General features: G+C 39.6%; 18 protein-coding genes. 9 read left to right on the top strand and 9 right to left on the bottom strand.

The annotated features are described in order from the left end of the window. Nucleotides 1-82: 82 nt before the first annotated feature. The 5 genes from AC1D69_RS12575 to AC1D69_RS12555 form a co-directional block, all read right to left on the bottom strand. Complete coding sequence (locus AC1D69_RS12575) at nt 83-2,476, bottom strand: nitric-oxide reductase large subunit (RefSeq protein WP_495456504.1); 2,394 nt, start codon at nt 2,474-2,476, stop codon at nt 83-85. A 202-nt stretch (nt 2,477-2,678) separates the two neighbouring features. Continuing rightward, a complete protein-coding gene (locus AC1D69_RS12570; RefSeq protein WP_495456503.1) occupies nt 2,679-4,625 on the bottom strand; it encodes an FtsX-like permease family protein in 1,947 nt (648 codons plus the stop codon). Further along, on the bottom strand, nt 4,615-5,376 hold the full coding sequence (locus AC1D69_RS12565) for an ABC transporter ATP-binding protein (protein WP_495456502.1): 762 nt from the start codon (nt 5,374-5,376) through the stop codon (nt 4,615-4,617). The genes AC1D69_RS12570 and AC1D69_RS12565 overlap by 11 nt, the downstream gene beginning before the upstream one ends. Nucleotides 5,377-5,476: 100 nt before the next feature. Continuing rightward, nucleotides 5,477-6,481: a sensor histidine kinase gene (locus AC1D69_RS12560; RefSeq protein WP_495456501.1), complete on the bottom strand. Its 1,005-nt coding sequence runs from the start codon at nt 6,479-6,481 to the stop codon at nt 5,477-5,479. After that, complete coding sequence (locus AC1D69_RS12555) at nt 6,474-7,169, bottom strand: response regulator transcription factor (protein ID WP_495456500.1); 696 nt, start codon at nt 7,167-7,169, stop codon at nt 6,474-6,476. The genes AC1D69_RS12560 and AC1D69_RS12555 overlap by 8 nt, the downstream gene beginning before the upstream one ends. A gap of 190 nt (nt 7,170-7,359) precedes the next feature. Between AC1D69_RS12555 and AC1D69_RS12550 the strand changes: the two genes are divergently transcribed. From AC1D69_RS12550 to AC1D69_RS12535, 4 genes are all read left to right on the top strand, one after another. After that, nucleotides 7,360-8,394, top strand: coding sequence for a C40 family peptidase (locus tag AC1D69_RS12550; RefSeq protein ID WP_495456649.1), 1,035 nt, complete (start codon nt 7,360-7,362; stop codon nt 8,392-8,394). Between the two features lie 169 nt (nt 8,395-8,563). Beyond that, on the top strand, nt 8,564-9,067 hold the full coding sequence (locus tag AC1D69_RS12545) for a DUF2798 domain-containing protein (RefSeq protein WP_495456499.1): 504 nt from the start codon (nt 8,564-8,566) through the stop codon (nt 9,065-9,067). 180 nt (nt 9,068-9,247) lie between these two features. Further along, nucleotides 9,248-9,595 (top strand): PadR family transcriptional regulator, encoded by a 348-nt coding sequence (locus AC1D69_RS12540; protein WP_495456498.1) that lies wholly within the window; start codon nt 9,248-9,250, stop codon nt 9,593-9,595. Nucleotides 9,596-9,599: 4 nt separating this feature from the next. Next, a complete protein-coding gene (locus AC1D69_RS12535; protein ID WP_495456497.1) occupies nt 9,600-10,625 on the top strand; it encodes an HAAS signaling domain-containing protein in 1,026 nt (341 codons plus the stop codon). Between the two features lie 101 nt (nt 10,626-10,726). On the opposite strand, the gene AC1D69_RS12530 is transcribed toward AC1D69_RS12535, so the two are convergent. Beyond that, complete coding sequence (locus AC1D69_RS12530) at nt 10,727-11,773, bottom strand: bifunctional transcriptional activator/DNA repair enzyme AdaA (RefSeq protein ID WP_495456496.1); 1,047 nt, start codon at nt 11,771-11,773, stop codon at nt 10,727-10,729. A gap of 188 nt (nt 11,774-11,961) precedes the next feature. Between AC1D69_RS12530 and AC1D69_RS12525 the strand changes: the two genes are divergently transcribed. Beyond that, the gene (locus AC1D69_RS12525) at nt 11,962-12,903 is read left to right on the top strand and encodes a MerR family transcriptional regulator (protein ID WP_495456495.1); all 942 of its coding nucleotides are present in this window, start codon (nt 11,962-11,964) and stop codon (nt 12,901-12,903) included. Nucleotides 12,904-13,014: 111 nt separating this feature from the next. Here the strand turns inward: AC1D69_RS12525 and AC1D69_RS12520 are convergent, their stop codons facing one another. Further along, a complete protein-coding gene (locus tag AC1D69_RS12520) occupies nt 13,015-13,365 on the bottom strand; it encodes a RidA family protein (RefSeq protein WP_495456494.1) in 351 nt (116 codons plus the stop codon). Between the two features lie 533 nt (nt 13,366-13,898). Between AC1D69_RS12520 and AC1D69_RS12515 the strand changes: the two genes are divergently transcribed. Beyond that, the gene (locus tag AC1D69_RS12515) at nt 13,899-14,930 is read left to right on the top strand and encodes an agmatine deiminase family protein (protein WP_495456493.1); all 1,032 of its coding nucleotides are present in this window, start codon (nt 13,899-13,901) and stop codon (nt 14,928-14,930) included. A 19-nt stretch (nt 14,931-14,949) separates the two neighbouring features. Further along, nucleotides 14,950-15,828 carry an N-carbamoylputrescine amidase gene (gene aguB / locus AC1D69_RS12510; protein ID WP_495456492.1) on the top strand — a complete coding sequence of 293 codons (879 nt, stop codon included), beginning with the start codon at nt 14,950-14,952 and terminating at the stop codon, nt 15,826-15,828. A gap of 147 nt (nt 15,829-15,975) precedes the next feature. Here the strand turns inward: aguB and AC1D69_RS12505 are convergent, their stop codons facing one another. Further along, nucleotides 15,976-16,863 (bottom strand): TetR/AcrR family transcriptional regulator, encoded by an 888-nt coding sequence (locus AC1D69_RS12505; protein WP_495456491.1) that lies wholly within the window; start codon nt 16,861-16,863, stop codon nt 15,976-15,978. Between the two features lie 266 nt (nt 16,864-17,129). Here AC1D69_RS12505 and AC1D69_RS12500 point away from each other — a divergent pair, with 266 nt between their 5' ends. Continuing rightward, the gene (locus tag AC1D69_RS12500) at nt 17,130-18,638 is read left to right on the top strand and encodes a DHA2 family efflux MFS transporter permease subunit (protein ID WP_495456490.1); all 1,509 of its coding nucleotides are present in this window, start codon (nt 17,130-17,132) and stop codon (nt 18,636-18,638) included. 107 nt (nt 18,639-18,745) lie between these two features. On the opposite strand, the gene AC1D69_RS12495 is transcribed toward AC1D69_RS12500, so the two are convergent. Continuing rightward, nucleotides 18,746-19,852 (bottom strand): PdaC/SigV domain-containing protein, encoded by a 1,107-nt coding sequence (locus AC1D69_RS12495; protein ID WP_495456489.1) that lies wholly within the window; start codon nt 19,850-19,852, stop codon nt 18,746-18,748. 435 nt (nt 19,853-20,287) lie between these two features. Here AC1D69_RS12495 and AC1D69_RS12490 point away from each other — a divergent pair, with 435 nt between their 5' ends. Beyond that, entirely contained in the window at nt 20,288-21,535 is a 1,248-nt protein-coding gene (locus AC1D69_RS12490) for a GHKL domain-containing protein (protein ID WP_495456488.1), read from the top strand. Nucleotides 21,536-21,696: the final 161 nt, after the last annotated feature.

Raw genomic sequence — 21,696 nt, 5'->3', positions numbered from 1 at the left:
CACAAATACGGTCACAGTTCACTATATAGGACTAAGGCTTCTTTAATATTATTGAATAACCTAATATATCAAGCTTAATTGACTATTCATGTGAAGGAAGATTCACTTCATTCTCATCATCTAATGTTAAATCCTCAACAGGTAAGGGCTCATTCTCGCCATGTGTTGGCTTCCGTAGATTGAAGAATACTTTAACGATGAAGAATACGAATGCGACAACACCAATTAAGAAGATGGTATCTGGAATGGATCGGAATAATAAGAAATTGTGAACTGTCTCATTATTGAAATATGTTAGTGGATCACGTGATGACCAATAACCATCATCATATGCCATTTTGAATTGGATGAATCCTATAGGTAACAAAGTAATGAATACCATTCCGGCTAATCCTATATTTAACATCCAACATATAAATTTCAGGAGCTTATCACTCCAAGCTTTTGGATTAACGACATTTCTTAAGGCGTATAGAAGTAAAGCAATCGCGAACATTCCATATACACCCATCATGGCAGCATGCGCGTGTGCAGGTGTTAACTGCTGACCATGTTCGAAATAGTTGACCGCAGGCAGGTTGATTAAGAATCCTAATACACCGGCACCCACTAGATTCCAAAGTGCAGTAGAAATAAGGAACCAGAAGGTTGATTTGTATGGGAAGTCAACACCACCATCGCGTAACATTTTATATTGTTGATACGCATCAAGAATCAATAAAGTTAACGGTATAATTTCTAGGGCTGAGAAGACAGCACCGAGAGCAATCCATACTTCTGCAGAACCATTATAGTAATAATGATGTCCAATTCCGAGTACACCCGCACCTAATATAAGGATAATTTGGAAGTACAGCGCTTTAATCGTTGAAGACTTCGTTACAAGTTTCATTTGTACTAATAAGAAACCAATCAAGACAACCGCGAATACTTCGAAAATACCTTCAACCCATAGATGGACAATCCACCAACGCCAGTAATCCGCCATTGTGTAGCTAGAACCGGGATTAATAAAGAAAGCGGCGAAGTAGAATAACGGAACACCAATTGCAGCATAGAATACAAGGTGAATAAGTCCACCCCGATCGGGTTCACGTTTCAACGAACTCTTAATTCCTCTGAAGATAATGAATAACCAAAGTAGCATACCAGCGGCAAGTAAATACTGCCAGAAGCGTCCTAATTCTAGGTATTCCCATCCTTGGTGACCAAGTAGGAACCAGAGGTTTCCTAAATAACCGTTGATACCCAACCATTCACCGATCAGACTTCCGAACACAACGACTACTAATGCCCAGAATAGAATGTCAACTAGACGTCCTTGGTGTTTAGGCTCACGTCCACCAGCGATTGGAGTGATATAGATACCGACACCTAACCAAGCGGTCGCAATCCAGAAGATGGCCAATTGAAGATGGGCACCCTTAGCGAAGCTAAATGGTAATAAATCAACAATCCATTCCATTCCGAAGAAGCTAGTTGGTTCGGTATAATAATGAGCTAAAAATGCTCCGAACATTACTTGAATAAAGAATAGTAGCGCTACGACTACGAAAAACTTCACTGATTTTACCTGCGATGTCGTGACAGGTATAGCATTCAAATTAATCCTCGGGAAATTATCAGCTGTATAAGACTCTTTCATCTCCAAATGATACTTACGAAATAAAAAGAATACTATTGCCATAACCAAAGATAACAATGTAATACTAACACCACTCCAAAGAACAGAGGAGTAAGTCATCACGTTACCAGCATCTTCATAGTAAGGCCAGTTATTCGTGTATGAGAATGTTTCACCCGGACGTTCGGTACTTGATAACCAAGCTGTCCAGAAGAAGAAATCAGATATTTGAGTAATTTGATCGCCTTCAGCTACCCATTTACGATCAGTTTCAGGCATATGATCTTCTTGAATAAGGTTGGCGGGTAGTGCCCAGCCATCACCCTCCGTAAATACGATTCGATAAAAGGCTCTAACTTGTTCGACACCATACACTTGAGCATCGGTTAAGACGAGGGTGTCTTTATCATCATTATAGCGATTCTCTCGCAACTCAGTGGTTACCTTATCACGAATGACTGCTTGTTTGTCTACAGTTAGTTCAGCAAATGAGTTCATTCCTTCTTGCATAGCATAGAATTCTTGCATTCCCTCAGTGTAGACTTTCAAGGCTTCAGCAGTATAGTCTGGGCCCATATACGAGCCGTTCCCTAGTACTGTTCCGTAATCCATTAAGGCATATTTTTGGAAAACGGCTTGCCCCCCTTGAATGGTATCCTTTGTCATAATAACTTTACCAGCAGTATCGGTTACAACAGGTCGCGGTGCTTCTGTTTTAAATATCCAATACCCTCCAACTAATAGAACGGTGAAGACGACTATTATGGTAGCAATACAAATCGATTTAATAAGACTGTAGGCTGTCTTTACTGGCTTATCCACTTGGTTACTACCAGACTTCTTAAATTTCACTTCAAACACTCCCTTCAAATTTTTATATCTCAAACCGGATTATCTCTTTATTTCATCTCCATTATATGGTAATGATTATCAATGAAAATTGATTTAGATCAATTTTTCTGTAATTTAGAGATAAATAAGAAATTTTTCACAAAGTACTCTTAAAAAATACAGCTCCAGAGCATGGGTAGCCTGGAGCTGTCGAATTATCTAATTAAAGAGATTCTTTAATTACTTTCTTATAATGGAACACGGATAGAATGCCGAATACGGAATATAGAGCGGTGTATAATACCATCACAATGACCATTGGTGCCCACAGCTCTGTTCCAAATAAGAACCAACCGGATTGGACTGCAAAATAACTATGGAGTAGACCAACGACTAAAGGGATACCAAAATTAAAGAGTTGCTTCCTTTGAATTCCTTTTAACAAATCTCCTTGTGTGAATCCAAGTTTTCTTAGAATGGTATAACTGGCCTTTTCATCTTCACTCTCATCCATTTGTTTAAAATAAAGAATACATCCGGATGTGATCAGAAAGGTTAGACCTAGGAATCCCACGATAAACATGATGAGTCCCATACTCCGTTTCTGGTTGTTACTCATTTCTAGTTGTGAATCGTATGCAAGTGTATCGCCGAATCCAAGTTCCTTAAAGACGTCATTAGCCTCTTTAAGTTGACCTTGCTCATTGATATCAATGCCGATATAGACAGAAGACTTTTTCTGAATATCTGGGTCTATGTCTTTTTTCAAGCGATTAAATATCGTTTCGTCTACGATAGCAACAGGCAGACCACCACTAGTGAAAAATCCTGAAACGGGTGAGTTCATATCTATTCCTTTATACTGTTGCGGAATAACGTCATGGAGACCCTTCAAATCAATAGGTCCGGTCTTTTTCATCGACATAAATTTCTGTAGTATTCCACTAGATCCGGTAAAAAGGGTCTCGTCTGCGGATAAATGGATATCTTTGATGGCTTGCTCACTAATCACAGGCATAGTCATAAGACTCGTGTCAAAGTCCAATCCTTCTGTATTGGCATCCATGATGTTCTCTACATTCACATTTACCTGAATGACATCCATGGTTCTATCCATATACGATATGTTGTTCGCGGTTAATGCCGCTTTAAATTGCTCTGCATCCTGGATATCCGTAATTGAAAAGTCTTGCGGGACATAGTTCTCGGCAGTCTTTTCCGCGGAGTAGTATGAGATATAACTTAAGGATAATAAACCAATCGCAAGTCCAGATACCGCCGTAATAATGGTTAACAATACGGCATTCGATTTCATTCGAAACATAATGGATGACAGCGACAATACTTCATTAATATTGAGGTAGCCATTTTTCTTTTTTCGAATGATATTAAATATGAAACGGACAGATCCTTTATAAAATAAATATGTCCCGATGATGACAGATGCTAGAATAACGACCATCGCAGTGAAAAGTTCATTTACTGTGGCGAAGTCTCCAGTGAATAATTTGGATGAAATATAGTAGCCAAGAGCGATGAATATCACTCCAATGATCCCAATGATCATTTCAAGGAAGGACACTTTCTTCACTTTGCCTTCGGTCATGGACGTCACTCTAAACAAGGATAGAATACTCTGTCTTTTGATAAACAAATAATTCATCATCATGATCAAGAGATAGATCACGAAGAATACAATCAGTGTCTGGATGAGCGCCTTATAAGAAAAATGTAGCGTTGCTATCGCATCAACACCGATCGTTTTAAATAGAACCATAATAATCAGTTTGGAAACGGCAAATCCGACAAAGATCCCTAGCACTAGTGATCCGAAATAAAGGATTAAGTTCTCAGCTGTAAGGATACGGAATATTCTGTTTTTGGTCATGCCTATGAGTTGAAATAGACCAATTTCTTTACTGCGTCGTTTAATAAAGATGGTATTCGCGTACAACAGAAAAATGGACACAATAGCCACAAGGAGAACGGATGCGGCTTTAATCGCTGCGACCCCTTTGACAGACCCTGATGTCGCATCCAAGGCTGGGTCATATTGTAGCGTGACAAATGCAAAGTAAAGGGCGGCGCTAAAGATTAAGGCAAAGACATAAAGGTAATAATTCTTGAGATTTTTCCGCAAATTGCGAAACATGAGTTGATTAATACTCATTCTGCACCCCGCCTAACACACTTTGGGTTTGCATGATGTCCTTAAAGAAGGTTTGTCTTGTTTCTTCCCCTTTATTTAACTGTGTATAGATTTGCCCATCTTTTATGAAGATCACTCGACTACAATAACTTGCCGCTACGGGATCGTGAGTAACCATAATGATCGTTGCTTTTCGCTTCTGATTAAGTTCACTCAACTTGTTTAGGAGGTCTGACGCCGATTTGGAATCAAGTGCACCAGTGGGCTCATCCGCAAAAATAATACTTGGTTCATGAATGAAAGCTCTAGCTGCAGAGGTACGTTGTTTTTGACCCCCTGAAATTTCATTTGGATACTTATTCTTCAGATCAGCAATCCCTAGTTGCGTTGCAAGTGCTTGGAATCGTTGTTCAGCCTCTTTTTTCGGAGTTTTTGTAATGGATAGCGGTAATAGAATGTTTTCTTTCACAGTCAGCGTATCTAATAGATTGTATTCCTGAAAAATAAACCCTAAATGATTTTTTCGGAATTCAGCTAACTGTTTTTCCTTCATACCTGAAATTTCGGTTCCCTCAATCTTAATGGTGCCGTTGCTGATCTTATCAATAGATGAGAGCACGTTGAGCAACGTCGTCTTTCCTGAACCGGACGCACCCATAATACTTACGAATTCCCCTTGTTCAATGCTAATATCTAGACCACTTAACACGGATTGTTTGTTAAATTTACTACCATAACTCTTATGAATTTTTGTTGCTTCTAATATAACCATATCAACACACTCCCTTTTCTCAATATCTTTAGTATAAAAGGGTTTAACTTTCTTATCCTTCGATTAGCCGAACAAATGAATAAAGCATGTGACATTGTTGTCACACGCTTGTGATCCGTACGAATTCATTTTTTTGTGGAAAAGTTAACGTAACGGTCGTACCGATGCCAATGGCTGATGTCACATGGATTTGGATGAGTAATGACTTCGCTGCTTTTTTGGCTAAATATAACCCCATGCCAGTGGCAGCATTATCCTGATGCATGGTCGTGGATGTGAAACCTTTGTCAAATATGCGAGGGAGATCTCTGGGGTCAATGCCACGCCCACTATCCTTCACCTCAAGAATGGTGTGTTCAGCTGACTGATAACTGCTAATCATGATGTCAGAAGTTTGGCTATATTTCACGGCGTTGGTTAAGAGTTGTCTAAGGATAAAGGCAAGCCATTTGGCATCACTTAAGACCTCGGCCACTTCTAGATTGATGTCAAAGCCAATACCCTTTTGAATACACCAGGACTTTAAGGTTTTGATCTCATCAAAAATAATCGTTTCTATATCCGATTCCTTAATATATAGATCATTCTCAATAAACGGGATACGCCGTTGATGCAGTTGTTGATCGAGTAAGAGATGAATTCGCAGCCATTCATAGGTTAAATGAGTCTTCATAGCTTCATCCTCTATACGGTCGATCATTAAATGCATCGCTGTTAGCGGTGTTTTCACTTCATGAATCCAAGATAGTAAGTCATCTTTCTCTTGCTCCAGGTTTATCAGATTAATCGATGCTGTGTTTTTGAGCCGTTCCGTTTGATTGGTCATACTGTTCTCGATAATCACTTCAAAAGGACTTTCTGAACTGGACATACTCGTTAAATCCAGATTATCGTCCCGTTCTTCTAAGCTTTTGTAGAATCGAGTCTCCTTATTGTAGCGAAAGACCAAGAAGATCGTAAAAAGGATCATCGATAAAAACACAAGATAGAGGATCGATTGGAGTGGGATTGCTGAGTCAATAAAAGCGACAAAGATGATCAGTAGTTGCTGAAGCATAAATAACATGATCCAGCTGCGACGTTCAATGATATATTTTCTAATCATATAGAGCAGTCTCTTCCACAGCCATATAACCTTGTCCGACTTTTGTTTCAATAAAGGTACCCAGACCAATCTCTTCTAGCCTTTTTCGTAGACGATTGACGTTGACTGTGAGGGTATTATCACTAATAAAACGCTTGTCATCCCATAAGCTATTTATCAATTGCTCTCGGGTTACGATCTTATTCTTCTGCTCGATGAGCATTTTTAATATATATATTTCATTCTTGGTCAGTTCAATCGATCCTGCATCATGGGTAACGGTATTTCTCTCATAGTCCACCGTTGCTCCACACCATGTTTTGAGTTCGATAATGTCTGTATTGTAGTTATATACACGTCGAAGAATCGCCTGAACTTTGGCAATCAGCACATCGAAATGAAAGGGCTTCTGAATATAATCATCCGCTCCAAGCTGCATAGCCATGACAATATCCGTTGGGTGATCGCGAGAGGATAGGAATATGATCGGAATGTTAGAGTGGGCTCGAATCATTCTGCACCAATGAAACCCATCGAATTTAGGCAATTGAATGTCAATCACGACTAAGTCAGGTTTGATATCCGTGAATTCCTGAAGCACTTTACTGAAATCGGTAATCCCATACACATCATAGGACCATTGCGACAATCTATCTTTGACCTCATGAAATAACGTTGCGTCATCTTCAATCAATAAGAGTTTAAACAAATGAGCTCACCACACTTTTAAGTTCTTTTACAAATGATTGTATAGGAAAACCTGTGTGGATGCCATAGAGAGGTCATTGTCAGGACTTCCTCTTGCTTATTTACAAATAATCCAATAATTGAAACAAAACTAATCAACCATGATTTCGTACCAATACATGGAACATATCAATCAACGAGAGGACGACATCATGACGATAAAAGGGAATGCTATGCTTCTGTTACTACTTACATCTATGCTCTATTCAGCTCCAGTTCATGCGGCAACGACGCCATCAACTCCGGTTAAGGCTATCTATCTGGACGACAGTGAGCTTCAACTTAAAGTTCAACCAATGCTGGTAAACAATACAGTGCTTATTCCCATGCGTGAGTTATTTGAAGCTCAAGGAGCTAAGATATCCTGGAATAGCGGTACCCGAACAGTGAAGGCAACCAAGGGGGATATGGTACTAACCTATCATATTGGGGATCGCACAGCTTCTAAGAATGGCCAATCGCTCAGCTTGAACGTACCGGGTCAAATTAGTGCTGGGTATACGATGATGCCGCTACGATTCGTCAGTGAAGCACTGGGAAGTAATGTGAAGTGGGATGCTAACACTCGTACGGTCCGGATCTCTTCCGCGATCAATTACGACACAACGGTTCTTTATGGTATTAACTTGCGAAGCTTGCCCGATTCCACAAAGGATTCCGTGATTCGTGAAATGCTACCTACAGGCGAGAAAGTTCATGTCATTCAGGAAGTCGGCGCTTCCTGGCTGGAAGTGCTGACTAAGGACAACAAGAAGGGATACATCTCGGCTAAACCTAAGTATAGTAATTATACCAGTGCGTCTCTCGTTGAACGGCAAGCGGATGAGCTACTTGCATATGGAGAGAAGTATCTAGGCACAACATATGAATTCGGTGCTTCAACGGATCAGACGCTTACGTTTGACTGTTCTTCTTTCGTTGCACATCTCTTTAAGGACAAGCTGTCGATTGATCTCCCACGTGTATCTTACAATCAAGCCAAAGAAGGTAAGGAAGTTGGGATTAATGATCTGCGTAAGGGAGATTTGTTGTTCTTTAGCGCTCGAGGGCTCGATATCGGTCATGTGGCCATCTATGCGGGTAACAATCGAATATTACATACGTATTCGAAGGAACTTGGCGTTCATGTTGAGACTTTAGATGCCAAGTGGATGAAGCGATTTGTAACGGCTCGTAGACTATTTTAAGTTGGCACGATAGTTAACAAATTTTACCTACAACACTGACATTCATTTGAATGAAATGCTATAATGAATAGATCAGTGTGTAGAGATATTGGTCCGCTTATGAACCAAAAATATATGTCTCTTTGATACGTCTGCCATCTGAAATATGATTTACGGAGAGATGACAAACATGCACGGAGAAACAAGACTGCCTAGAAACGCAAAAGAAGGGTTATTATTTTTACTGATTATTTCAATCATTTCAGTAAACACGATCGCACCTATTATAGTAGGATTGGAACGTGGCTTCAGTAAGGAAGTGTACTTAGATACACTAAAGATTATTCCGTTCATGTGGATCATCGTAGTTTTATTGGTGAAATTAGTTGCAGGACCGCTTGTTGGGAAAGTAATGCCGAAATTCGTGGGGAAAACCGATGGATTTAATGCTAGGGTTCTATTGAACACATTATTGAATGTCACAGTATTATCTATTTTATTGTCGATTATCGGTACTTGGGTTGGAACGAAGGAAGTAAGCCTAGAACCATTTAAAAACTACCTCCACATCTGGCCAAGGAACTTTGGTATAGCATTTTGGATTGAATTGTTGGTTGCGCAGCCGATCGCAAGATTTGTAATGAAAACATTACATGCAAGACAGGATCGTAAAACAGAAACTGTGAATGCGTAACTAACCGGAACGCTGTAAAGTAAGAAAATAATTTAAGGGACGTCCATAGCGGGCGTTCCTTTTTTGCACATTCGGAGGATACGTACCCGACTCAAAAAGAAATATAATTGTAAATATTTATTAATATTATATTCACAATAGTGTGTGACGTACAGTATAATAAAAACAGGAGTTGATCAAATGACTGATGTAAATGAAGCAATTAACGGGTTGTTAAGCGAATTGAGGCGCGGAACAATTGTCATCAGTGTGCTCAGTCAATTATCCCAACCCCAGTATGGATACTCTCTTGTTCCGGTATTAGCGGAGAAAGGGATACCTGTTGATCCTAGCACGTTGTATCCATTGCTAAGAAGGTTGGAGAAGCAGGGACTGTTAGAGAGCAAATGGGACACGAATGAGGCACGCCCACGGAAATATTACTTACTTAGCTCTTTTGGAAGAGAAGTTTATGATGGACTATGTCGGGAATGGCGTAAATTAATAATCAGCATGGAAGACATCATTGGTGACAATAAAGGGGGATAAGAAGATGGAGATGATTGATCGTTATATTTATGCGGTAACGCAACGCTTACCTGAACAGCAGAGGGCGGATATTAAACAAGAACTGCTTGGGTTGATCGAAGATATGTTGGAGGAACGGAGTCTGGCTAGTGAAGCGTCGCAAAAGGATGTAGAAAGTGTACTACTTGAACTTGGTCCCCCAAATGCACTAGCTGCAAAGTATCGTGGATATGATCAGTACTTGATCGGTCCGATGTTGTTCTCTCCATATATGACAACGCTCAAGATCTCCCTTATCTCAATAGTTATTTCTATGACAGCCTTGTTTGGGATTGATATGATCATGGAACCTCTAGGAATTGTTGCACACTTCACAAGTTTTCTCGAATCCCTGTTCATGATAGTGGCCCAAGGTTTCTTCTGGGTCACCATTATATTCGCATTGATTAATAGCCGCCACCAGAAGAATGCCGTTGACCCCAACATCAACAGTACAGGGTGGGACACATGGAACCCATCTGATTTACCACAAATACCTGATATTAGGAAACAAATTAAAATGTCAGAACCGATTACAGGCATTATCTTTACTGTATTGTTTACAGTGTTATGTGTAAACTTCAGTGATCTGCTCGGCATATGGAGGTTAAATGACGGAGAGCGAATATCGATTCCATTTTTGAATCCAGACGTATTCCACAACTATTTACCGATGATATGGATTATTGCTGCACTTGGCATCTTAAAAGAAAGTATCAGAATCATCATGCGCGAGAGAACAGGTAACATGCTAACGTTTCACATCATTATATCGGTGGCATCCACCATATTAGTGTGCGCCATCTTTGCCAATACAGCCATATGGAATCCTCATTTCATCACACAGGTGGAATCAGCAGGACTCATAACTGTAGGTGGAGAAGGATATGACACCGTTGTATCGATATGGAATCGATTGTCTTCTGGGTTCATTAGTATCATTGCATTGGTCGCATTAATCGACATCGTATCCGAAGCGTATAAGTGGTATCGTGCAAAAACCTCTGTATGAGCAAGTAAAAAATATAAGAATAAATAGAAGAGTTATTGAAATCTTCGTTGAAGAAAGTCGCCTATACAGCGACTTCTTTTAATTTAAGACGAGATATGATTTTATACTCCTGCCTTTTCATGACGTAATAGCCATGCTTTACGTGATAGACCCCCGCCGTAGCCGCCTAAATCGCCATTCGAATTAATGACGCGGTGACAAGGAATCATTATGGCAAGCTGGTTAGCGCCATTGGCTTGAGCCACCGCACGAAAGGCGGTTGGTTTACCTAATGACACCGCAATGTCGGAATAGAAGCGAGTCTCACCAGGTGGAATTGCCATTAACTGCTCCCATACGCTTTTTTGAAAAGGAGAACCCAGTAAGGATATGGGGGTTGTAAATGTAGTCAGTTTACCCTCGAAATATTCAGTCAATTCGCCTTCAATCGATCGAATCGATTCCGTAACACCAGGGATAATCGCTGATTTCGTCTTTTGTCTAAGCCGTTCTACCTCGCGTCCTAGTCCTCGTCGATCAACAAATTCTAAGAGATAAATCGCATGCTCATCCCCAATGGCAATCATGGGTCCCAGGGGTGTATCAATCCAAGACGATTTCAGCACCTTACTATTGTCTAACAAAGTAGGCGCAGCACCCATGATTCGAGAAAATGCATCTCTGAACCCACTACTGGATTCATACCCAGTCGATAGTTGCGTATCAATGATGGTTCGTCCAGATCTAATATTCTTCATGGCAAGTCCCATACGACGTGCTCGTGCGTATTCAACAAATGTCATACCGAATCGTTTTTTGAATTGGCGGCGTGCTGTTGATTCATCTACTGAGAGATCCTTGAAGTCCTGTTCTTTCCACCGTTTCTCAGGGTTGTTCTCCACGGCCTCCACAAGTACACGAACAATATCTGAGACATGATTCGGATGAGATAAGGGGCGACATCGTTGACATGGACGAAAAGAAGCGAGTAGCGCTTGCTGTGCATTCTCGTAAAATTCGCAATTTTCAAACTTTGGCTTTCGTGCAGGGCAAGTCGGGCGGCAGAATACACCCGTTGTCTTAACACCTACATAAAATACACCTTCATATTCCGTTCTTTTTTCTAATAACGCGGTGTAATATTCTTCGTAACGTTCGGTAGGTATCATTCTCGTGGCCCCTAAAATTGGATTATGATCTTATTATAGGTTCTGTTGCAGGAAGACGTAGCCGAAAATCAGGCATCTATTTTTTTGTTTTATGAGAAAATATCTGAAATACACATTGACTTAACGTGCACGTAAACCGATACGATTGATTTATGAAGTCTTCATTAAATATATAAGAGGGAGGGACAATGATCAAAACTCAGCTGAGTCATATTGGGGATATATCTTCACGGTATGGAATTTCAAGTCGAACACTTAGGTATTATGAAGAAATTGGATTGTTAGCAAGTGTGAGGGAGACGAATTATTCTAAGCGCTATTATAGTCCAGAGATGTTATTAAGGTTGGAGCTGATTTTGTTGTTGAAGAAACATCAGTTCTCTGTTAAGGATATCTCCATTGTATTATCGTCAGATGATCTACGAACTGTCGTAGAAGTCTTCAGTAACAAGCTTAGCGAAATCAATAAAGATATGACTGACATGATGATGGTGAAAAATAGAGTTGAGCATATGTTGTCTTTTCTGCAAACGAGAGGGTATTCGAAGAACAATATCATTCAGCAGTTATTGAATATTTCCGAATTGGATACTCCTATTATATTGGATAAAGGACAGGTGAAGGACCCTATGGAGGATGACTTTAAAGGGAATCAAGAACCCTCAAGGCTTCAGGATCATGAGGTGCGTTTTATTGAGTTAAAACCTATGAAGGTCGCATATTTTCACTCAACGAGCAGTCTTGGTCAACCGGAAGATGATGCTTGGCAGGTGTTATATGCTTGGGTCAAGGCGCAAGGATTAGAACAACGATCCACCACCCGGTATTTCGGCTTCGATTCATTAGGGCAGAACAGAGAGCATGGGTATGAGATGTGGGCCACAGTATCGGATGATGTTGAACCATCGGGCAAAATCGGAATAAAACAAGTAAGTGGAGGTTTATACGCCGTATCAAGTCTATTGGGATATGATATTCCCATCGCTTGGAACAGATTAAATGAATGGATCCACAAGAGTCAATACAACTCGGGTTCGCATCAATGCCTGGAGGAACATTTCCTATTCAATGGAGGGATGTTTGTTAACGAGACATTCCAACTGGACTTATACCATCCCATCTCAAGCTAAGCATTCAAAGGAAAGGTCATCCATAATAGATGACCTTTTTAACTTGGTGTCGGTGAAATCGTGGGCCTATTGATATCTGTAAGTAGAATTAAGTATGAGTTATTGCTGGTTCTAAAGAGAGGTTGGGTTGTATGCGACTCCATCGATCATCATTAGGCAATCTGAATCAATAAATTCAGTTGTTGATGTCATTCTTGCAGGAAATTGATCTGTTTCAAAGTAATCTAGGAATACTTTTTCCATTTCAGGTAAGTGCTCAATATGTTTAAGATATACATTCACTTTAACGACTTTATCCAATGTGGTATTGCATTGTTGAAGTGTCTCTTTTAAATGTGCAAAGGTTTCGTGTATCTGCTGAGTGAAACTTTCTCCATGTCCCCGATGCAAACCGATAAATACATAATCCCCTGCTACAACTGCCGAAGAATAGCTGAATGGGGTTGTAATTCTATGTACCATTTAATCCGCTCCTTGTCATTTAGTTTTACAAGGGTATCCCCTGTAACAAGTAAATTATAGAACATACGTTCTTTATATACAAGTTTTTTCCAACGGAAATAAATATGGAATGCTGGGTGTGGGGAAGACGGCAAGAATTAAGCCCATCTTGTATAAATCCTCCTAGTAATTGTGATATAGTATGCATTATATAAAATACATTAATTTACATATTATAATTCATCTTAATTTAATTAGAAGGTGTGATTTAGTTATGGAAATCTTTATTTTCTTGGCTTCCCTTGGAGTGTCGATATTTAATATATCATCCACTAGAGAAGTCTGATATATAGAAATCAGTAACGGAGAATTAAGATAAATTAATAAATTAATAGATTCATATGATGAGAAAGTTCCCATAACGGCACTCTTTTTGCATCCTATTTCTTGCATGTGACTTCCATTGTGACCTATTATTTTTTGTTATATGATAGGATGATAAAAAGATACTTATATGCCTAAATTAAACCAATGATGGCGATATGGAGGGAATTATGAATCCTAAAGACTTAAACTATAGAATGCCTGCGGAATGGGCGCAACACACACGAACTTTTATCTCCTGGCCTGTTCAGGATTCCATGTGCTACCCAGATCAATATGAAGACGTATGTCGAGGGTATGCTGATATTATTACAGCCATAGCTGAATTCGAACCGATTACGGTTGTCGTCAATCCAGATGACCTGGAGAAAGTAAGTGGTTTATTTATTAATGATCGGATTGAATGTTTACCTATCGAGCATAATGATGCATGGCTTCGAGATAACGGACCGACCTTTGTGGTTAATGATAAAGGGGAGTTAGCGGGTGTGAACTGGGGATTTAACGCTTGGGGTGGCAAGTATTCACCGTGGGATCTAGATAATGAGGTAGCTCCACAAATCCTGAAGCATGTTGGTGTGAAGCAGTTTGACGCACCTCTTGTAATGGAAGGTGGTTCTATTCACACGGACGGTGAGGGTACGTTGCTGACAACGGAAGAATGCCTATTGAACAAGAATCGTAACGCACATATGAGCAAGGATGAGATCGGAGCGCACGTGAAGAACTTCGTCAATGTAGATCAGATTATCTGGTTAAAAAGAGGACTAAGCGGTGACGAGACAGACGGTCATGTAGATAACATTGCCTGCTTCGCGGCTCCTGGTAAGGTGATTATTCAGGTATGCGATGATCCAGAAGATGAGAATTATGCAATTACGCAAGAGAATCTTAAAACATTACATGAAGTGGTGGATGCCCAAGGTCGAAAGCTTGAGATTATTCAGATTCAGCAACCACCACAAGCTTTCTTTGAGGATCAACGGCTAACCTTAAGTTACTTGAACTTTTATTTCGTAAATGGGGGTATTATTTTACCGGTATTTGGTGGCGATGCGGAGGAAACGGACCGTAAGGCACAGCAAGTGCTGAGCGAGACGTTCCCAGAGCGCAGAATTCGCACTGTGAATGGTATGGCAATCATCCGCGAGGGTGGTAATGTCCACTGTACAACGCAACAAATGGCTGTAGGGCAGTCGTAATATAGAGGAGGTTAGACATATGAGAAACGTGAAGGTGGCAGCCACACAGATGAGCTGCTCAAGTAATAAAGAAGAGAATATCCGCAACGCGGAAGTGTTAGTGAGAGAAGCGGCGCAACAAGGAGCACAGATTATCCTGTTACAGGAGCTATTCGAAACGCCGTATTTCTGTCAAAAGGAGAAGGCTGATTATTATAGCTACGCGACGGAGCTTGCGGAGAACGATGCGATCAGACATTTCCAGAAGATTGCTAAGGAGCTAGAGGTCGTACTACCGATCAGTTTCTATGAGAAACGGAACAATGCTCTCTATAATTCGGTTGCCATCATTGATGCGGATGGTGAAGTGCTCGGCAAGTATCGTAAGAGCCATATCCCGGATGGTCCAGGGTACGAAGAGAAATTTTACTTCAATCCAGGAGATACAGGCTTCAAGGTTTGGAAGACGCGTTATGCTAAGATTGGGGTCGGTATATGCTGGGATCAATGGTTCCCTGAAGCAGCACGTTGCATGGCATTGATGGGTGCGGAGATACTGTTCTACCCGACGGCAATTGGTTCAGAGCCGCAGGATGGATCCATTGATTCTAAGGACCATTGGCAGACTTGCATGTTGGGGCATGCGGCCTCGAATCTCGTTCCGGTCATTGCCTCCAATCGGATAGGCTTGGAGTCAGATGACGATTCCAGTATTACATTCTACGGTGCTTCATTCATCGCAGGACCACAAGGCAACAAAATTGTGGAAGCTAACCGAACAGAGGAAGCAGTACTGATAGCCGAATTTGATCTAGATCAGCTGGAAGCTCAACGTCTTGAGTGGGGGATATTCCGCGATCGCCGTCCGGAACTTTACCGAATCATCACGTCCTCTGATGGCGAACTACGTGTAGACTAATGCTAATAGAATGCTGCTTAGGTTCTACTATGAATATGAATATGAATAAGCAAAAAAGGTCACTTCCACGAAGTGACCTTTTTTTGCATTCTTAATGATTTTCACTGGATACTTTTATTCCTTATTTCATTGTTGTAAGACGGGATTTCAAATCATCTTGTGTACTATTTTATAATAATGTTCGAATTCTTTTGTTTCATGAATTTGAGGACACATCTTCAAAGACAACAAAGCACTTTCAATTAAGAACACTCTCGGTTCTTTAGGGTTCATGAATTCCTCTTGGATAAAACACAACAATTTATGATAGGTAGATCGGTTGATATCATCCGTTGCGAATACTTTTTCAATCATTTTTTTTAAACTGAGTGTTGCAAAAGAAAATTCATTATTAAAAAAGTCGATGTTGTCTGAGTTAGGCAATAGAATATGTATTTTGTCAGGTGAGAAAATTTGAATTTTTTTGCTACTTACATCTTCTATCATGATTTGGATGCGGTCCATGCAATAATCAATAAGTTCTTTTAAAGTAACTGTCTCATTCATGGCAGTAGATGTTTGAAGCATATTTTGAAGGAGTCCTGTAAATACGATGGCACAATCAAAAAGATAAGGTCTCTTATCCTCAGAGAATATATTTACGAAACGGTCATGGATCCATTTTAAAAATAAAAATCTAGACTGCTTGATAAATAGGATTAATTCGGTATCGTCTGAGACCAGTGCATCTTCTATGAGCTGTAACATTTTATTCTTTCTGTTTAGCGTCATGCTCAGAAGAATTTGTTGGGAGAATATATGTATATCATCGAGGTCTTCCCCAATGAGCAAGGCATTTCGCTCTTCCTCAAGCTGGCTCTGAATGGACGTGAATACAGCTTTAAATAGCTCCCCCTTAGAGGCGAAATAATTATAAAAGGATCCTTTTGAAATACCACTGTGATTCAAAATATCCTGAATAGATGTAGCATGATATCCCTTTTCAATAAATAGCTCATGTGCCTTATGGACGACATGTTCTTTACGTTTATTCATAGCGATGCCCCTTTAACTGGACTTGTTCTAGAATAGACTAGCTCATTTTAATGCATATTACAATTGAATCAAATGGATTGCTGAGAAAGAAAATGGGGTAGGGTAAATCTGGATATTTGAATGAACGCCAACTTGAAAAAGGAATAATAAAGGAGTAGTATATGATACATTGTAACATAAGTTCAAAATTGGACTGTCGGTATTATTTGATGTTGCTTATACAATCATACAGTTACTTTAAATGAAGAGAAGGAGAGAATTTCGTAATGAAAGCAAAAGAAAATAAGGCGTCATTCGGCATTCTAGCCATTCTTATGATTGGTGCGTTTGTGGCTCTGCTGAGTAATACATTACTTAATATAGCATTACCATCGATTATGAGGGATTTCGATATCACGGCCTCAACGGTACAGTGGCTATCTACGGGGTATATGTTGGTCAATGGGATTATGATTCCATCCACGGCCTTTTTGATTCAAAAGTTTACGGCGAGACGGTTGTTTCTAATCGCTATGGCCTTGTTCTCTATAGGTACATTAATTGGGGGATTCGCACCAAGTTTCAGTGTGTTATTGATAGCTCGAATGGTCCAAGCTTCTGGGGCAGCGATTATCATGCCATTATTAATGAATGTATTATTTACCACATTTCCACCTGAGAAGCGTGGGTCAGCTATGGGCATGTTCGGATTAGTCATGATCTTTGCACCTGCGATTGGACCTACATTGTCTGGTTGGATTATTCAGCATTATGAATGGCCAGTACTATTCTTTATCATTGCACCTATCGCCATCTTGGTGTTCATCCTAGCCTTCATTAAATTACATGATACCAAGGAAAAAATTGATCTTAAGATTAATGTTCCTTCTATTGTTCTATCCGCTATTGGGTTCGGTGGAATATTATACGGTTTTAGTTCTGCTGGAAATAAAGGATGGGATTCTCCGATTGTGGTATCCTCACTCATTATTGGGGTCATTTCTTTAACGACGTTTATTGTACAACAATTGAAGATGAAGCAACCTATGCTTGACTTCAGAGTATATAAGTTCCCCATGTTCGCTTTATCTTCTGCGATTTCAATTACATTAAATATGGCGATGTTCTCTGCTATGATGTTGATGCCAATCTATCTACAGAATATAAGAGGTATTTCACCTCTAGACTCTGGATTACTCATGTTACCTGGAGCTCTAGCCATGGCAGTCATGTCTCCGATCACAGGTAAAATATTTGATAAATTTGGAGCAAAAGTATTAGCCATTATTGGTCTAGCTATCGTGATTGTGACGACGTACTTCTTCAGTCAGTTGACAGATACTACAGAATATAGGACCTTGATGATGATGTACACGATGAGAATGTTCGGTATTGCTATGGTTATGATGCCTGTCATGACCAACGGACTAAACCAGTTACCGGCAAGATATACGCCACATGGTACAGCTATGAATAGTACGATTCAACAAGTATCCGGAGCTATTGGTGGAGCATTACTTGTCACCATCATGTCGACTCGGACAACAACACATGTGAGAGAAATGGTGGGGGCGGCTGTTAGTAAGCTAACTACGCCACCTTCAGAGAGCACCTTATTAGAAATACAACAACAGTTTATTTCGAAGGCTACCATTGAAGGCATAAATGATGCATTCTTAGTGTCCGCAGGAATTGCTGCAATTGCATTAATTCTGGCATTCTTTATTAGAAGAACAAGACCTGCGGAGGATCCCAAAAGAAATGAAGCAGCTATGAAGAAAGAAGCAACTCAATAAAACTTTATTAGAAGGAATGTTCAAAAAGGCACTCCATCCTAAGGATGGAGTGCCTTTTTTATATGCCTTTTTAAATATTATTATTTTACAGAATACTATTCTATGGCTTACTTAAAAGAAGCAAAAGGGTCTGTACCCTTTGGAAGTAATTCCGAATAATTAAACTCGTACGTAGGTATGCCAGCAGCATAAGGAGCAATTTCGTATTGTTGATATAGGATAGCAATTCCACCTTCTTTAACGTAGAATTCAGGCTTAGCATTCAATCCAGGCGACACGTCTGCGAAGGACACCTCCTTTGTTCTTTCCTTCAGCATCTTGTCTAGGTTTTGTTTGTAATCTGGAGCTGCCTTCATGAGGTCACCTAGTTCCAGCTGTTTCCCAGTATTAAGTGAGAAGGTAAGACCTTCACGTATAGTGCTTCCATGGGCTCCACCTAAGTAAGAGCTTTGATCGACAATAATACTGAGCACATCCTCACGATTGAAGGACACTATAAAGTTTTGAATGAATTCATATTTACGTTCGATAGAGCCGTCTCTTATACTTGCCTGTTGTTCACTTGCCGTTACGAAAGCGTCAGTCTTCTGCATGAACACGGTATTGATCGCTTGTTGAGCTTCGTCTGTCAGCCCACTGATTTGTGGATATTGAATTTGAATAGCTGCATTCTTATTACTTTTATCTAATGTCTCAGATGAAATACTGATATCGTTCATCACTCGCTTACTGATATCTAGTGATTTCAAGGAAGGGTTATACTCCCCTTGGAAACCTAAGTAATCACTTAATAACTTGAATGGAACATACAAGTGTCCGTCCACATTTTTCACTTCATATTTATTAGTATAACTGTAAATATAGTATCCGTTGAGGTTCGTATAAACACCATATTCCGAGGTTTCCATATTAAGCTTTTTAGATCCAATATCTACGGTTGAAGTTTTTGTGCTTGGTGTATAGCTTAGCGGAAGCCCAAGAGCATCACGTAGAAATGTTAATGGAATCATGGTATTCCCGTTTATAGATTTCCCCTGTTGTGTTGACACCTCACCATTATATTTAAGTACAACATGGGTCTTCTGTACGCTTTTGTTAATAACCTGATTGTTAGTGCTAGCGGCACTTACAGAAGCCTCTCCCGTCAGCATGGAACCTCCTAGTACTATTCCAGCAGACAATAGGGCTACGCTCCATTTCATACCTTTATTCATATTAAATTTCTCCTCTCGCGGGTGGTCACATATGGATATGATGAGATACTTTACCGAAATAACTCTACTACCTATATTACATGGAGTGGATTGTGGATTTGTTTACAAATGTGGTTACAGTATTGTTGCATAATGGATCATTCGAGATGTGGCTCATCGGAGTGAGTCATCCGGTAATTTGTTATTTTAGCGAAATATGATGTGATATAAGGCTGGAATATTGGAATATCCATTGTAAAAGGGTGCATCAAGTTGTACTATTTGGTGTGAACCTAGTGGCTTGTGTTGCGATGGGTAACTAAATGAAATGTCGCATTTGTAGTAGTCATAATGTACTAAGATCACGTCACAATATAACCAAAGGACTAAATAATAATGTTCAAAAACATATATTCTAAAAAGAAAATCATATCTTTTATTGTTGTTTCTTGCATAGTGCTGAGTATCCTTATGGGAGCTAAACTGTTTATATCTTATTATTCAATTGGTAAATCAGCGGAAGTCACTATAGCGAAGCAGTATATAGAAATAGCTAAAGATATTGCAGCAGGATTAGATAAAGAGGTATATCAACAGTTTCTATCAACCTCAAAGGATGATGAGAATCGTAAACAAATAAAAAATTATCTAGAACAATATTACAGTCGAATAAAAGCGTTATATATATATGTTTTAATGCTGGATGAAACGGATGTATCTAAGGTGATGGTGTCTGCTGTTCCCTCAGGAACAAAAGATTTCGCCATAGGAGAACCTTGCACCGTTCCAGCTCATCAAATAAAGCAAGCAAAAGATGGCCAAAACTACTATACGGATATTATAAAGGATAGACATAACGGATCTTATTTATCTGTTGGGGTCCCCTTTTACGATAATCATGGAGAGATACTTGGTGTTATAGCTATTGATATTGATGCGGATGAACTGACGAAGGTAAGTGACCAAGTTCTTAAAAGTAGTATTTTTATCTTTTTGATTGATATTTTGTTTGCTGTTATATTATTGGTTGTTGCTTTTAGCTTAAACCAGTGGTACAAAAATGGGCTAAAACAAGATTTGAAAGAGTCGGAGGATATGTATATCTCAGAACTTAGAAGAGTCATCGATGCCATTAAGTCGAGCAGACATGACATGCTTAATCATCTTCAGGTTCTCGTCGGTCTAATGGATATGCAGTTGTATGATAAAGCGAACGATTATCTCAAACAGATGAGCGTGGAATCCAAAATAGTAGAAATGTCATTACTGATTAAAAACCCAATTCTTATGATTATATTTCAAAGTAAATGGGAGTTTGCCCAATCTAAAAATATACAGATGTATTTTGATACGGATCGGAATGAGTATTGTAGATTGAATTCGATGGATCTGGCAAGAATTTATTCTAATCTATTGGATAATGCGATAGAAGCAACAGAAGCTTACATGGGTGACCAGACTAAACAGATCAATGTTACATGTAAAACGATTGGCGAGAAGTATATTTTCACCGTGGAGAACACGGCTAGACTTACTGCTAAACAAGAAAAGAGTCTATTTCAAAATGGGTACACAACAAAGGAAAATGGTGATGAACTTAGTGGTAATGGGTTGAAAATTATTAAAAGAACGGTAGAAATATATAAGGGTGATATTTATTTTGAATATGAAAATGATAAAGTCTTTATACAGATTACGATATAGACAGGCGGTTGATCAATTTACAGGCATAGGGCAGGCTGCACTTCAACTTGATACTCAAGCCAAAAAACTAGTAGATATCATGTGAGAATTTTTAGTGTTTAGAGACACCCATCAGGGTAGAAGATGCACTCAGCATGGGGAACCCCATTCCGTTATGGAAT

It is taken from the genome of Paenibacillus sp. Y301, assembly GCF_059445505.1.
This window is presented reverse-complemented; position numbering and strand designations above follow the sequence as displayed.